At 69.2% G+C, this 13819-nt stretch carries 12 protein-coding genes; 5 read left to right on the top strand and 7 right to left on the bottom strand.

Translation table 11 applies throughout. The features are described from left to right. The first annotated feature begins 61 nt into the window (after nucleotides 1–61). The 3 genes from I5803_RS04440 (at nucleotide 62) to I5803_RS04430 (ending at nucleotide 3716) form a co-directional block, all read left to right on the top strand. A complete protein-coding gene (locus tag I5803_RS04440; protein ID WP_196985192.1) occupies nucleotides 62–1297 on the top strand; it encodes an MFS transporter in 1236 nt (411 codons plus the stop codon). A 62-nt stretch (nucleotides 1298–1359) separates the two neighbouring features. Next, on the top strand, nucleotides 1360–2934 hold the full coding sequence (locus I5803_RS04435) for an AAA family ATPase (protein WP_196985191.1): 1575 nt from the start codon (nucleotides 1360–1362) through the stop codon (nucleotides 2932–2934). Between the two features lie 5 nt (nucleotides 2935–2939). Next, the gene (locus I5803_RS04430; protein WP_196985190.1) at nucleotides 2940–3716 is read left to right on the top strand and encodes a general secretion pathway protein GspB; all 777 of its coding nucleotides are present in this window, start codon (nucleotides 2940–2942) and stop codon (nucleotides 3714–3716) included. Here I5803_RS04430 and I5803_RS04425 read toward each other — a convergent pair. Then, a complete protein-coding gene (locus I5803_RS04425) occupies nucleotides 3710–4378 on the bottom strand; it encodes a DUF1444 domain-containing protein (protein ID WP_196985189.1) in 669 nt (222 codons plus the stop codon). The genes I5803_RS04430 and I5803_RS04425 overlap by 7 nt on opposite strands. Before the next feature lie 259 nt (nucleotides 4379–4637). Here I5803_RS04425 and I5803_RS04420 point away from each other — a divergent pair, with 259 nt between their 5' ends. After that, nucleotides 4638–5174, top strand: coding sequence for a bactofilin family protein (locus tag I5803_RS04420; protein ID WP_196985188.1), 537 nt, complete (start codon nucleotides 4638–4640; stop codon nucleotides 5172–5174). Nucleotides 5175–5181: 7 nt separating this feature from the next. Here the strand turns inward: I5803_RS04420 and I5803_RS04415 are convergent, their stop codons facing one another. From I5803_RS04415 to I5803_RS04400, 4 genes are all read right to left on the bottom strand, one after another. Beyond that, nucleotides 5182–6060 (bottom strand): sugar phosphate isomerase/epimerase family protein, encoded by an 879-nt coding sequence (locus tag I5803_RS04415; RefSeq protein ID WP_196985187.1) that lies wholly within the window; start codon nucleotides 6058–6060, stop codon nucleotides 5182–5184. Then, nucleotides 6060–7247, bottom strand: coding sequence for a dihydrodipicolinate synthase family protein (locus I5803_RS04410; RefSeq protein ID WP_196985186.1), 1188 nt, complete (start codon nucleotides 7245–7247; stop codon nucleotides 6060–6062). Before I5803_RS04410 ends, I5803_RS04415 begins: the two co-directional genes overlap by 1 nt. 7 nt (nucleotides 7248–7254) lie before the next feature. Then, nucleotides 7255–8418: a Gfo/Idh/MocA family protein gene (locus tag I5803_RS04405; protein ID WP_196985185.1), complete on the bottom strand. Its 1164-nt coding sequence runs from the start codon at nucleotides 8416–8418 to the stop codon at nucleotides 7255–7257. 202 nt (nucleotides 8419–8620) lie between these two features. Continuing rightward, nucleotides 8621–9268, bottom strand: coding sequence for a TetR/AcrR family transcriptional regulator (locus tag I5803_RS04400; RefSeq protein WP_196985184.1), 648 nt, complete (start codon nucleotides 9266–9268; stop codon nucleotides 8621–8623). 41 nt (nucleotides 9269–9309) lie between these two features. On the opposite strand from I5803_RS04400, the gene I5803_RS04395 reads away from it, so the two are divergent. Beyond that, entirely contained in the window at nucleotides 9310–11019 is a 1710-nt protein-coding gene (locus I5803_RS04395) for a thiamine pyrophosphate-binding protein (RefSeq protein ID WP_196985183.1), read from the top strand. On the opposite strand, the gene I5803_RS04390 is transcribed toward I5803_RS04395, so the two are convergent. Both I5803_RS04390 and I5803_RS04385 read right to left on the bottom strand, forming a co-directional pair. After that, nucleotides 11009–12334, bottom strand: a complete 1326-nt coding sequence (locus I5803_RS04390) for a metallopeptidase TldD-related protein (RefSeq protein ID WP_196985182.1) — start codon at nucleotides 12332–12334, stop codon at nucleotides 11009–11011. The two genes, I5803_RS04395 and I5803_RS04390, sit on opposite strands and share 11 nt — an antisense overlap. Continuing rightward, a complete protein-coding gene (locus I5803_RS04385; protein ID WP_196985181.1) occupies nucleotides 12331–13785 on the bottom strand; it encodes a TldD/PmbA family protein in 1455 nt (484 codons plus the stop codon). Before I5803_RS04385 ends, I5803_RS04390 begins: the two co-directional genes overlap by 4 nt. Nucleotides 13786–13819: the final 34 nt, after the last annotated feature.

Raw genomic sequence — 13819 nt, 5'->3', positions numbered from 1 at the left:
TCGCCGAAAGCTGGCGTTTTGTCGCATTTCAGAAAGGCCGCCCGCCGCTACGATGCCACGCATGAGCACCATGACCGCTTCCGCCGCCGCCGCGCCGGTGAGCCTTCGCCAGGACGCCGGCGTCATCGGCCTCGTGGGCCTCGCGCACATGATCAGCCACTTCTCGCAGCTCCTGCTGGCGCCGCTTTTTCCCTGGCTGAAGGATGCGTTCCACGCGAGCTACATCGAGCTGGGTTTCCTGATGACGATCTTCTTCGTCGTGTCGTGCGCGGTGCAGACCACCTCGGGCTTCCTCGTGGATCGCTACGGCCCGCGGCCCATCCTCTTCGGCGGCCTCGCGCTCATCGGCGCGGCCGCGTTCGGGTTCGCATCCAGTCCCAACTACTGGACGATGGCCTTCTTCGCAGTCATCGCGGGCATGGGCAACGGCGTCTTCCACCCGGTGGACTACACGCTCATCAACCGCAAGGTGAGCCCGCCGCGCCTCGGGCACGCCTACAGCTTCCACGGCATCACCGGCAGCCTCGGCTGGGCGCTCGCGCCGGCCGTGGTCGTGCCGATCGCGATCGCGTACTCGTGGCAGGCGGCCCTCATGACCGCCGGCACGATGTCTTTCGCTGTCCTGGCCGTCCTGTGGTTGAACCGCTCGCGGCTGGAGCTCCCGGCTGCCCCGCCCAAGCCCCCCGGCGCGGTCCAGGAAGAGGGCAACTTCGACTTCCTGCGGATTCCCGCGGTGTGGATGTGTTTCGGCTTCTTCTTTTTCTATGCGGTCGTCCTGAGCGTGGTGCAGGCCTTCGCGCCCGAGGCGGCGAAGCAGCTGCATGGCGTTCCCACCGCGCTGGCCGCGGCTTGCCTCACCGTCTACATGATCTGCAGCGCGGGCGGCATGGTGCTGGGCGGCTTCCTCGCCTCCAACCCGGAACGCTGCGAGCGCGTGGTCGGCCTGGGCTTCGGCGCCGCGGCGGCCATCGCGCTGCTGGTCGGCCTCGCGCCGGTGCCGGCGCTGGCGGTGCCCGCGCTCTTCGGCGCGATGGGCTTCGCCAGCGGGATCGCAGGGCCCTCGCGCGACCTGCTGGTGAAGAAATCGACTCCCGAAAACGCGACCGGCCGGGTGTACGGCGTCGTCTACTCGGGCCTGGACATCGGGCAGGCGATCGCGCCGCTCTTCTTCGGCGCCCTGATGGACCACCACCAGTACCGGGGCGTCTGGCTGGGGCTCGTGGTCATGCAGGCCGTGCTCATCACCAGCGCGCTGAACGTCCGCAAGGTGCGGCGTACGGCGCTCGCCGCCGCCTGATTCCCCTGCCGCGCGCAGGCCGCCAGGCTCTGCGTTGCGGGATGGCGCTATCCTAGGGGCCAATGTACGCCCCCTACTTCGGCCTGAAGGGCGAGCCCTTCTCCATCGCGCCGGACCCGCGCTTCCTCTTCATGAGCGAGCGCCACCGCGAGGCGCTCGCACACCTGCTCTACGGCCTGGGCAGCGGGGGCGGCTTCGTGCTGCTGTCGGGCGAGATCGGCACCGGCAAGACGACGGTCTGCCGCCTGTTCCTCGAGCAGATTCCGCCCGGCTGCAACGTGGCCTACATCTTCAACCCCAAGCTCACGGTGATCGAGCTGCTGCAGTCGATCTGCGACGAGTTCCACATCGCCATGCCGCGCACGGAAGGCCCGCCCACGGTGAAGGCGCTGCTGGACCCGCTGAACGACTTCCTGCTCGCGGAGCACGCGGCCGGCCGCAATAACGTCCTCATCATCGACGAGGCGCAGAACCTGTCGGCCGAAGTGCTGGAACAGCTGCGCCTGCTCACGAACCTGGAAACGCGCGAGCGCAAGCTGCTGCAGATCATCCTCATCGGGCAGCCCGAGCTGCGCGCCATGCTGGCGCGGCCGGAGCTCGAGCAGCTGGCGCAACGCGTCATCGCGCGCTTCCACCTGGGCGCGCTGACGCCGGCGGAGACGGCGCGCTACGTGCAGCACCGCCTCGAGGTCGCGGGCCTCAGCCGGCCGATGCCCTTCGAACGCACGGCGCTGCAGCGCATCCACGAGCTTTCGCGCGGGGTGCCCCGCCGCATCAACCTCCTGTGCGACCGCGCGCTGCTCGGCGCCTTCGCCAACAGCCAGGCCTCGGTGGACCGCGCGACGGTCGACAAGGCGGCGGGCGAGGTGTTCGACACGGGCGCCGATGCCCCGCGGCCGGACCATCGGCGCAGCGCGGCGCTGGTGGCGGCCGGGCTCGCCGCCGGCGCGGCCCTGTTCGCGGTGGCGACCCATTTCGGCTCGCGGCCCGCCCCGCCCTCGCTGGGCGCGGCGGTGGCGGCTGCCCCCTCGCGTGCGTCTTCGGGCGCGTCGGCCCCGGCTTCGCCGGCGACGACCGCCGCGCTCGCGCCGACGCTTCTCACCAGCTTCGACGATGCGTGGCGCGAGCTGGCGAAGTCATGGAAGGTGTCGCCGCTCCCCCCGGGCGACGCGTGCAAGGCGCTGCAGGCCGAGAGGCTGCAGTGCTTCCGCCGAAGCCTCAGCCTCGCGGAGATCCGCGAGCTCGGGCGCCCCGGCATCCTCACGCTCGATGCGGGCGGCGGCGCGCCGCGCTACGCCGTGTTGACCGCGCTCGACCGCGAGAGCGCCACCCTGGTGGCGGCCGGCGTCGAGCAGCGCGTGAGCATCGCCGCGCTGGCCGGCCGCTGGCAAGGCGATTTCGCGACGCTGTGGCAACAGCCGCCGGGCTTCGACGCGCGCAAGCCCGCCGCCACCGCGCCGGAGACCCGGGCGTGGATGACCTCCCAGCTCGGTCCGGGCCCGTCCTTCGGCGCGCAGCTGAAGGCATTCCAGCTCTCGCACGGCCTCGCGGCCGACGGCCAGCCCGGGCCGATGACTTTCATGCAACTCAATCGTGCGGCGGGGGTCGAAGAGCCGCGCCTGCGAAACGCTTCCTGAACACCATGTCCTACATCCTCGATGCCCTCCGAAAGGCCGACGCGCAGCGCGAAGGCGATCCCGCGCGCGGCATCCACGCGCAACCCCTGCAAGGCGGCGGGGGCGAGGCCCCCGGATGGCGAGCGAAGCGGTCGCTGCTGTGGGCCGGCGGCATCGCGGGCCTGGGTGCGATCGCGCTGGCGGCGTGGGCCCTGCGGCCCGTGCCGGCCGCACCCGGCCCGGCGCAGGACGTCGCCATCGCGCCGCAGGCGCCCATGCGGGCGACGCCTCCCGCGCCCGCCGCGCAAGTCCTGCCGCCTCCCGTGGTGGTGGCCCGCGCGCCGCTCATTCCTTCGCCCTCCGTCGTTCCCGTGCAGGCGCCCGCGCCGCTCGCGATGCAAGCCTCCCGGCCCGAGCCCGCGCCCCTCATCGCGGCGCCGGCCGCGACCGGCCAGCCGCAGGGCATGACACCCCTGCACGGTCCCCAGGGTCCGGGCATGCAGCCGCAGCCCGCCGGCCCTGCGCCGGGCTACATCCCGCCACCGGTGCAGGGCGCCGCGCCGCGCGGACCCATGCCCCCGGCGCAGCCCATGCCGCCGGTACAGGGCCTGCCCGCGGACGCGCCGAAGATCGTGATCAATGGCGGCGTGTACTCCGCCAACAAGGCGCAGCGTATGCTGATCGTGAACGGGCAGGTGGCCGCCGAGGGCGCGGATCTCGGTTCGGGCGTGAGGCTCGAGCAGATCACCGCCAAGTCGGCGGTGCTGAGTTTCCGCGGCGCGCGCTACACCGTCGGCTACTGAGCCTCGGGCAGACCGCGCTGGAAGACGGACCAACGGCCGTCCTTGAACAGGTAGAGCGCGGAGGAGAGGCGCGCGCCGGGCCCGCCGGCATAGAGCGCCGCGGCGCTGAAGCGCAGGTTGGCCACCGACACTTCGTCGGATACCGGCGCGTAGACGAGGCCGCCGCGGCGCGGCACCGCGACGACCAGTCCTTCGGGGTGTTCCTTGAGCAGGTCTTTCCAGAACTCCCGGTCCAGGAAGTAACTGCTGTTCAAGTCGTCCGATTCGCTTTGCACCTGCATCAGCTTGCCGCTCCAGGGCAGCGGCGACGGCGCGCCATACAGGCGGCGGAGGTTGGACACCGCGACGCGCAGCGCCTCGTCGGGCGACAGCTGCAGGCGCTTGAGGTCGTCGGACGACGCGCTCTGCATCTTCTCGCCGCCGTCGAACACCAGGCGGATGTGCATGTCGCCGAGGTAGCGGAACCAGCTCGTGTCCAGCGCGATTTCCCGCCCGTCGGAGAGCACGGCGCGTACCTGGCCGAAGGGACGCAGCGACTCGTCCTGCTTGTTCGCGCCGCGCGATTCGCGAAGCACGGCGATCAGGTTGCCGGCGCTGGTGTCGAAGGACTGCTCACCCGGGCTGTCCGCAGGCGCGGCACGCACGGCAGCAGGCGGGAGCATTGCGCAGGCCAGCGCAACGAACAGTCTGGACGCACAGATGTTCATTCGGATTCCCCTCTCTCTGGTTTTTATCCTGCTCCGAACTCGTCGGCGCCGCAACATCCGGACACGTTTGCCGCGAAAAAAGTCGCGCGCGGGCGGCGCCCGCGTCTTGCGCGGGCAACGAACTTGGTTACCGAACTTGCGCCGCGCCGTGAACATGTAATGAGGCTCGTCCGTAGCATCGGCAACTCTTACAACGCCACCCAGAGGAAACCACATGGCCATGCAGTCCCCGTTCTTCAACAAGCGTGAACCCGACGCCTACAGCCAGCGCAACGCCAACCCGAACGCCGCCGCCGCGGCAGGCATCACGCCGGCAACTGCGACGACCGCGCCCACCGCGCCTGCAGCCAATTCCGCCCCCGCCAAGGAAGGCGAGAGCAAGCTCACCGTCGGCCCGAACATCAAGCTGAAGGGCGTGGAGATCACGGACTGCGACACGCTGGTCGTCGAAGGCTCGGTGGAGGCGACGATGGATTCTCGCGTCATCCAGATTTCGGAGCGCGGCTCGTTCACGGGCTCGGCCGACATCGACATCGCGGAAATTCGCGGCCAGTTCGACGGCAACCTCACCGTGCGCCAGAAGCTGGTGATCTATTCGACCGGCAAGGTCACCGGCAAGGTTCGCTACGGCAAGATCGTGATCGAGGAGGGCGGCCAGCTCTCCGGCGAGATCGATTCCGGCAGCACCGCTTTGCGTCCGGCCGCCAATGGCGTGCGGCCCGGCCTGCAGGTGCATTCCTCGGCGGGCTGACCGCCGCTCAGACCGCGGTGCGGTGACGCTGGATGCAGGTGTCCAGCACCTCGCCTTGGTCTCGCAGCCACCAGTTGCCGGTGGAGAAGATCTCGACTTCGCTGTAGCCGGCGAAGCCCTGCGCCTCCATCCAGCCGCGGATGCGCGGGATGTCGATGACGCCGTCGCCCATCATCCCGCGGTCGTTCAGCAGGTCGGTCGTGGGCGTGAGCCAGTCGCAGACGTGCAGCGCCAGGAGGCGCTCCCTGCCCGCCCGCGCGATCTGCGCCTGCAGCTTCGGGTCCCACCACACGTGATACACGTCCACCGCGACGCCCAGTGCGCCGGTGCGCGGCGGGTCGAGCGCATCGCAGACGTCCAGCGCCTGCTCCATCGTGTTGATGCACGCCCGGTCGGCCGCGTACATCGGGTGCAGCGGCTCGATCGCGAGCGGCATGCCGGCGGCGCGCGCGTACTCCAGGAGCCGCGCGATCCCGTCGTGCACCTGCGTGCGCGAGAGCGCGATGTCCTTGTGGGCCGCCTTGCCGGCCAGCGCACCCGGCAGGCCGCCCACCACGAGCACCAGGCACGCCGCATTCAATTCCTTCGCCTCGTCGACCGCACGGCGGTTGTCGTCGTCGGCCGCACGCAGGCCCGCCGGGTCGGCCGCGGGGAACATGCCGCCACGGCAGTAGCCGGAGAGTTCCAGGCCGTGCGTCTTCACCAGCTTCGACACTTCGGCGAGGCCTGCCGCCGCGACCTGGTCGCGCCACGGTGAGATGGCGCGGATGCCGCGTCGCACGCACGCCTCGATGATGTCCGGCAGGGGCAGGTCCGTGCCGCGGCTCTTGCGCACGGTGGCCGTGTTGATCGACAGCCAGCGGTGGTCGCCCGAAAAGTCCCGCATCAGGCTTCGACGCCGTGCATCGCGAGGAGGGTTTTCATTCGCCGCGCAGCGAGCTCCGGCTGCTCCAGCAGGTTCGCCGCATCCGCGAGCCGGAAGAGCTGCACGAGGTGCTGCAGGGAGCGCGTGCTTTGTTGCCCGCCGACCATGGTGAAGTGGCTTTGGTGCCCGTTCAGCCATGCCATGAACACCACGCCTGTCTTGTAGAAGCGCGTAGGCGCCGCGAAGATGTGGCGCGAGAGCGGCACGGTGGGCCCGAGGATCGCGTGGAATTCTTCGACCTTGCCTTGCGCCAGCGCGCCGAGCGCCGCGCTCGCCGCCGGCGCGATGGCGTCGAAGATGCCGAGCAGCGCATCGCTCTTGCCGTGCGTGGGTTCGGTGCCGGCGCCGTCGCCCGCGATCAGCTCGGCGTAGTTGAAATCGTCACCCGTGTACATGCGCACGCCCGTCGGCAGGCGGCGGCGCATCGCGATCTCCTTGTCCTTGTCCAGCAGCGAGATCTTGATGCCGTCGACCTTCGACGGGTGCGCGGCGATGATGCCCAGGGCCGTGTCCATCGCGGCATCGACATCGGCGCTCCCCCAGTACCCGGCGAGCGCGGGATCGAACATGTCGCCCAGCCAGTGCAGGATGACGGGCTGCTTCGCCTGCGAGAGGATGCGGTCGTAGACCCTCTCGTAGTCCGCCGGGTTCTTCGCGACGCGGGCCAGTGCGCGGCTCGCCATCACGATCAGCGTGCCGCCGAGCTTTTCGATGGCTGCCATCTGCTCTTCGTAGCCGGCAATGACTTCATCGACGGTCTTCACGGCGTCGAGCGCGAGATGGTCGGTGCCGCAGCCGGATGCGACCCGTGCGCCCGGAGAATCCTTCGCGGCGTCGAGCGAGCGGCGGATCAACTCCAGGGACGTGGGCCAGTCCAGGCCCATGCCGCGCTGTGCCGTGTCCATCGCCTCGGCGACGCCGAGCCCGAGCGACCACAAGCGCTGCCGGTAGGCGATCGTGGCATCCCAGTCGATCGCGCATTGCAACCAGGGGTCGATCGCGGCCAGCGGATCGGCCACCACGTGCGCGGCGGAGTACGCGATGCGATCGAAGCGCACGCCGCGCGCGGGCTTGACGGGCTCGGTGCCGCGCAGGGCGTAGGTTGAGAGCGTGCCGTCCGACTTGGGCAGGGTGAGCGTGAGCGCCATGGCGTCCTCAGACCGCGAGCGCGGGCACGTCGATCCAGCGGCGTTCCTGCCAGCTTTGCAGCGCCGCCTCCACGAGCTGCACGCCCTTGGCGCCTTCGGCCAGCGTCCAGCGATAGGGCTCGTTCTCCACCACGTGACGGATGAAGTGTTCCCACTGGATCTTGAAGCCGTTGTCGTAGACCTGCGAGTCGGGCACTTCCTGCCACTGGTCGAAGAAGTTCATCGTCTGCTTGACGTCCGGATTCCAAACCGGGCGGGGCGTCGTCACGCGGCTTTGCGCGCGGCACTCCTGCAAGCCTGCGACAGCCGAGCCGTGCGTGCCGTCCACGTGGAAGGTGACGAGGTCGTCGCGGCGCACGCGCGTGGCCCAGGACATGTTCATCTGCGCGATCACCGGCTCGCCGTGGTGCCCGACCAGTTCGGCCATGGCGTAGGCGGCGTCATCGGCCGTCGCCGCGTAAGGCTTGCCTGCCTCATCCCAGCGCTGCGGAATGTGCGTCGCCCCGAGGCACGAGATGGACTTCACCTGGCCGAAGAGGTTGTCGAGCACGTAGCGCCAGTGGCACATCATGTCCAGGATCATCCCGCCGCCTTCTTCCTTGCGGTAGTTCCAGCTCGGGCGCTGGATCGGCTGCAGGTCGCCTTCGAACACCCAGTAGCCGAATTCGAGCCGCACCGAGAGCATGCGTCCGAAGAAGTCCGCGCGGCGCAGCATGTCGAGCTTGCGCAAGCCGGGCAGGAAGAGCTTGTCCTGGACCGCACCGTTCTTCACGCCGGCCTCCTGCGCGAGGCGTGCCACTTCGACGGCTTCGTTCAGGTTGGTCGCGATGGGCTTCTCGCAGTACACGTGCTTGCCGGCGCGGATCGCCTTGGCCAGCAGGGCGGGGCGCATCTGCGTGGTGCCCGCGTCGAAGAAGATGGTGTCGTCCTTGTTGGCGAGCGCCTTGTCGAGGTCGGTGCCCCAGCGCTCGATGCCATGGGCCTTCGCGAGTGCCGCGATCTTGTCCGCATTGCGGCCGATGAGGATCGGGTCGGGCATCGCCCTGTCGCCGTTGGCGAGCGGCACGCCGCCCTGCGCGCGAATCGCGACGATCGAGCGGATCAGGTGCTGGTTCATGCCCATGCGCCCGGTGACGCCGTGCATGATGATTCCGAGACGTTGCGTTGCCATGGCAAACCCTTGATTCACTAGATGGTGAATTGTTCCGAAAAGGGAGTGCGTTGTCAATCAAGGACTTGGCCGGACGCAGAATTCGCAGAGGTTACGCAGAAGAAGCCCAGAAAAAGCCAAGAATGCATTTGAATTTTTCTTGTCTTTTTTCTGCGTAACCTCTGTGAATTCTGCGTCCGGCCAGTTGGTTTTGGCGCCACATTCAGCGCAGCACATACCCCAGCACCAGCTCCACCATGTGCGACAGCCTCTCGCTGCGGGCTTTCGGCGCGAGCAGGTCGCGGCCGAAGATCGCCGAGAGGGTGTGGCTGTTGGACAGGTAGAAGTACGACAGGCCCGCGATCGAGACGTAGAGCTGCACCGGGTCGATGCCGCCGCGAAAGCTTCCGTCCTTGCGGCCCCGCTCCAGGATTTCGCCGAGTGTCGCGATGAGCGGCGAATTCATCTCGCGCACGCGGTCCGAGCCTTCGAGATGCCGCGCGCGATGCAGGTTCGCGCTGTTGAGCAGCGTGAGGAATTCGGGGTGGTCCAGGTAGTACTGCCAGGTGAACTCGATCAGGCGCCGTACCGCGTCCGCCGGCGCCAGCGCGAGCAGGTTCAGCTTGCGCTCCTCCTCGCGGATGTGAAGGTAGGTCTGCTCGAGCACGGCCTGGAACAGCTTCTCCTTGTCCTCGAAGTAGTAGTAGATCAGGCGCTTGTTCAGGCCCGCGCGTTCCGCGATGCGGTCCATGCGCGCGCCGCCGAGCCCGCTCTCGGCGAATTCGTCGCGTGCGGCGGCTAAGATGACGGCCTGGGAGCGGTCGGCGTCGCGCAGTTTCTCTTCCGGGGGCGGGGCAGGGGCGCGGGGCATCCGCTGATAATTCACCAAATCGTTAATCGAGTCAAGAAGCCATGACACAGATCGCCGGTCACCTCATCGTGGAATGCCTCGTCGCCCAGGGCGCCACCCATGTGTTCGGCGTGCCGGGCGAGAGCTACCTCGCGGTGCTCGACGGCTTCCATGCCTATCGGGACCGGATCCGCTTCATCATCAACCGCCAGGAGGGCGGCGCCGCGTACATGGCCGAGGCGCATGGCAAGCTGACCGGCCGCCCCGGCGTGTGCTTCGTGACGCGCGGCCCCGGCGCGACGAATGCCTCGATCGGCGTGCACACCGCGTTCCAGGATTCCACGCCGATGGTGCTCTTCGTCGGCGACGTCGCGAGCGACCAGCGCGACCGCGAGGCGTTCCAGGAAGTCGACTACATGAACTTCTTCGGGCCGAGCACCAAGGGCATGGCCAAGCGCGTGGAGCGGATCGACGACCCGGAGCGCATTCCCGAATACGTGTCCCGCGCCTTCGCCACGGCGATGAACGGACGGCCCGGGCCCGTGGTGCTGGTGCTGCCGGAGGACATGCTCGTCAAGGACACCAAGGCGCGTCCGCTGCCGCGCGTGGAAGCGGTGCAGGCCTGGAGCGACCCGGGTTCGCTGCGCGAGGTGCGCGAGATGCTCCTGCAGTCGAAGAAGCCCTTCGTGATCGCGGGCGGCGGCGGCTGGACACCGCAGGCCGCTCAGGCCCTGCAGCGCTTCGCCGAGAACTGGAAGCTGCCGGTGGGCAACGCCTTCCGTTTCCAGGACACCTTCGACAACCACCACCCGCAATACGCGGGCGACGTCGGCATCGGCCTCAACCCGAAACTCGCGGCGCGCATCAAGGAGAGCGACCTGATCCTGGCGATCGGCCCGCGCCTGGGCGAGATGACGACCGGTGGCTACACGCTGCTCACGCCGCCGAAAGCCGCGCAGAAATTGATCCACATCCACGCGAGCGCGGAGGAGTTGAACCGGGTCTACCAGGCGGACCTCGCGATCAACGCGACGATGAACGCGGCGGCGCGCTCGCTGGAAGTGCTCACGGCGCCGCCGGAGCTGCCCTGGGCGGCCTGGACGGAGGCGGCGCACGCGGACTACGAGGGCAACCTGGTGCCGCAGAAGCTGCCGGGCAACATCGACATGCCGGCGATCGTCGGCCTGCTGGCCAGGCACCTGCCGGAAGACGCCGTCATGACCAACGGCGCGGGCAACTTCGCGAGTTGGGTCCACCGCTTCTTCAAGCACCACGGGCTCGTGAAGGGCCACAAGACGCAGCTCGCGCCGACCGTGGGCTCCATGGGTTATGGGGTGCCCGCGGGGATCGCGGCGAACATCGTGACGGGCCGCGTCGCGCTCACGATGGCCGGCGACGGGGACTTCCTCATGAACGGGCAGGAACTCGCGACGGCCGCGCAGTACGGCGCGAAAAGCATCATCGTGCTGCTGAACAACGGCATGTTCGGCACGATCCGCATGCACCAGGAGCGCGAATACCCGCAGCGCGTCGCGGGGACCGAGCTCGCCAACCCGGACTTCGCGGGCCTCGCCCGCGCGTACGGCTATGCAGGTGTGCGCATCACGCGCACGGAGGAGTTCGAAGCCGAACTCGTGGCCGCGCTGGAACGAAAGCAGGGCACCCTCATCGAGGTGATGCTCGACCCGGAAGTCATCACCACGCGCGGCTCGCTCTCCGCCATCACCGAAGGCGCTTTGAAGCGCAAGCGGGACGCAGGCGCTACAGGGTGAAGCGGAAACCCTCGACGATCGCGCCGGGCGCCGTCACGCTGCTGAGCTGGCGGCTGCCGTAGGTGCCGCTGTCGGGCACGAGCTCGGTTTCGCGCGTGAGCGCGACCAGCCCGGCGCCGAACATGCGCAGGAAGGAGTCGTCGAAGCGCATCACCGAGATCGGCGCGACGAGCTTGCCGTCCTCCACCCAGAAGCACGCGAAGCGCGTCATGCCCGTCATGCGGCAAGCGATGCGGTCGCTGTAGTTGAGGTAATGCAGGTTGCTCACGTAGACACCGGTACCCAGCGCGGCGAGCACTTCGGAGGAGGGCAGGTCGCCGCCCGCCAGCAGCAGCGATTCGGGCGCTTCGCCCCCGCCGGCGCCGTTGGCGGCCACACCGTACTCGCGCGCGGTGCGCGGCGAGGCGAGGGTGCCGGCACTGCGGCCGCCTTCCACCAGTGCCACCGCGTCGGGCTTGACGAAGCCATCGTCCTGGAACCGTGGCGCGATGCCGTCGCGCGTGGCCTCGACGAGCCGGACCGACGGCGCGAGCTTCACGTCGCCCTTGTGCAGGTGCAGGAGCGTGCTCACGCCGGTCTTCAGGGCCTTGAGGCCGAAGCCGCCCCAGCTCAGCGTGGAGAGCAGTTCCGCCACGGCGACCGGCGTGAAGTACACGCGGTAGTCGCCGGGGGTCAGCGTCTTGCGGGGGAGCTCGAGGAGTTCCGACTGCGCGCGGGCCCGCGCCATGCGCGCTCCGAACTCGGCGTCGCTCCAGTCTGTGCCCGCATAGGAGGCCTTCACCGCCTTGTCCCCCGCGCGGTAAACGCACCACTCGAAGTGGAAGCTCGCGACGCTGTGCCAGTTGCGCTGGCCCCGGCTGTCGGCATAGGCTCGGATCATCGGGCCGCCGGCATAGAAGCCCACGACGTCGGCGCCCGCGCCATGCGTGGCGACGGCCTCGATCACCTGGGCGGCCGAAGGCAGGCGCGCCTGCGATTCGCGTTCGGTGGAGGCGATCACCTCGGGCAGCAGCAGGTATTTGTCCTCGGGGACCAGGGCCAGTTGCGCGACGAGGGCATCGCGCTCCGCCACCAGGGCCGCGATATCCGCCGCGGCGTCGCCGCTGAGCGGCACCGTGCCGGTCGCGCGGCGCTGGCCGGCGGCCACCGACACGCTCGCGCTGCTTTGCTCCACGTGCGTGGCCTGGCGAACCTGCGCGTGGTTGAAGCGGATGAAGTCGGATTCTTCCGCCGCGAGGTACAGGCTGGTGCCCTCGACGCCGGGGATCACGGTGCAGACCGCGCCGGCGAGTTGCTCGAAGTACGCGCGCTTCATGCCGCACCCCCGAACACCGAGACGTTGGTGAACTTGCACGCCGGCGCCGCGTGGCCGACGCGCACGACCTGGTTCGGTTCGCCCTTGCCGCAGTAGGGCGTGCCCATCACCTCGAAGGTGCCGGCGTCGCCCACCATCGCGAGCGAGCGCCAGAAACCGGCGGAGATGCCGCGGTAGTTGGGGCGCTTCACCACTTCCGCGAGCTTGCCGCCGCGGATCATCCGGCCGTATTCGCAGCCGAACTGGAACTTGTTGCGAGAGTCGTCGATGCTCCACGACGAGTTGGTGCGCATCAGGATGCCGTGGTCGATGCTCGCGATCATCGCTTCGAGTGTGGAGTGGCCCGGCTCGATGTTGAGGTTGCTCATGCGGTCGATCGGGGCGCGGTTCCAGCTGCAGGCTCGGGTCGTGGAGACGCCGCCCAGATCCAGCCCGAGCGCGCGGGCGCGGGCCTGCGACACGGTGCCGCCCAGCGGGCGCACGAGCAGCCCGCTGCGGATGATCCACTGGCGCTCGGCCGCCGCGCCGTCGTCGTCCCAGCCGAAAGTGGCGAACTGCTCGGTCACGTCGGGCGCGAAGCTCACGTTGAGGAGCTCGCTGCCGTACTGGTAGCTGCCGAACATGTCCATCGTCACGAAGCTCGTCCCGGCGTAGTTGCGCTCGTCGCCCAGGATGCGGTCGAGCTCGAGCGGATGGCCGATGCTCTCGTGGATCTGCAGCATCATCTGGTCGGGCATGAGCAGCACGTCCATCTCGCCGGTGGGGCAGTTGGGCGCATGCACGAGTTCAACGGCCTCCCGGGCCACGCGCACGCCATCCTGCGCGAAGCCCGAACGGTCCAGCACTTCGAGGCCGCCTTGCTGGCAGAACCCGTTGTACTGGCCCGCCGCGGAGCGCGTCTGCGTGTCGCCGTTGGCCGAGGCCACGACTTCGATGCCGGGCACCATGAAGTCCCACTCCTGCTCCAGCAGGCCGCCATCGGCAGTGACGAGCACCTGGCGCGTGTGCGTGGTCCAGATCGAGGCCGAGCGGTCGACGATGTCGGGGCCGATCTTCGCGCTGGCGCACACGCCCTGGACCATGTCGAACTTCTCGCGCAGCGAGACCGCCGCGGCCGGCCGTTCGTTGGGGGAGCGGTAGCTGCCGCGGGGCTTCGGCATGGCGACCTGGCGGTAGTCGAAGACGCTTCGAGCGGCGCTGGCCTGCGCGAGCTCCGCGGCGCGACCGAAGGCACGCCTCAGGCCGGACTCCGAGAGGTCGCTGGTGGCCGCGTAGCCGAGGCCGCCCTGCTTGATCACGCTCACCATGACGCCCGCGTCGCGGCGCCGCGAGGGCGGCTCGGGCACGTCGTCGCGCACGCCGATGCGCTCGGTCTGTTCGGTGAGGGCGCGGGCCGACCAGAAGTCGGCGGCGGGGGCGGCTCGCCTGGCGAGTGTCTCGATGGAATCCATGGATGAGGGTCCCGTGTGCTGTGCCGGCGGTAAC

It is taken from the genome of Caenimonas aquaedulcis (assembly GCF_015831345.1).
GTDB classification, from domain to species: Bacteria; Pseudomonadota; Gammaproteobacteria; order Burkholderiales; family Burkholderiaceae_C; genus Ramlibacter; species Ramlibacter aquaedulcis.
This window is presented reverse-complemented; position numbering and strand designations above follow the sequence as displayed.

Coding starts and splice junctions, on each gene's coding strand:
- I5803_RS04430 (WP_196985190.1), top strand. CDS start 2,940: ATGTCCTACATCCTCGATGCCCTCCGAAAGGCCGACGCGCAGCGCGAA.
- I5803_RS04395 (WP_196985183.1), top strand. CDS start 9,310: ATGACACAGATCGCCGGTCACCTCATCGTGGAATGCCTCGTCGCCCAG.
- I5803_RS04410 (WP_196985186.1), bottom strand. CDS start 7,247: ATGGCGCTCACGCTCACCCTGCCCAAGTCGGACGGCACGCTCTCAACC.
- I5803_RS04415 (WP_196985187.1), bottom strand. CDS start 6,060: ATGCGGGACTTTTCGGGCGACCACCGCTGGCTGTCGATCAACACGGCC.
- I5803_RS04420 (WP_196985188.1), top strand. CDS start 4,638: ATGGCCATGCAGTCCCCGTTCTTCAACAAGCGTGAACCCGACGCCTAC.
- I5803_RS04425 (WP_196985189.1), bottom strand. CDS start 4,378: ATGCTCCCGCCTGCTGCCGTGCGTGCCGCGCCTGCGGACAGCCCGGGT.
- I5803_RS04400 (WP_196985184.1), bottom strand. CDS start 9,268: ATGCCCCGCGCCCCTGCCCCGCCCCCGGAAGAGAAACTGCGCGACGCC.
- I5803_RS04385 (WP_196985181.1), bottom strand. CDS start 13,785: ATGGATTCCATCGAGACACTCGCCAGGCGAGCCGCCCCCGCCGCCGAC.
- I5803_RS04405 (WP_196985185.1), bottom strand. CDS start 8,418: ATGGCAACGCAACGTCTCGGAATCATCATGCACGGCGTCACCGGGCGC.
- I5803_RS04440 (WP_196985192.1), top strand. CDS start 62: ATGAGCACCATGACCGCTTCCGCCGCCGCCGCGCCGGTGAGCCTTCGC.
- I5803_RS04435 (WP_196985191.1), top strand. CDS start 1,360: ATGTACGCCCCCTACTTCGGCCTGAAGGGCGAGCCCTTCTCCATCGCG.
- I5803_RS04390 (WP_196985182.1), bottom strand. CDS start 12,334: ATGAAGCGCGCGTACTTCGAGCAACTCGCCGGCGCGGTCTGCACCGTG.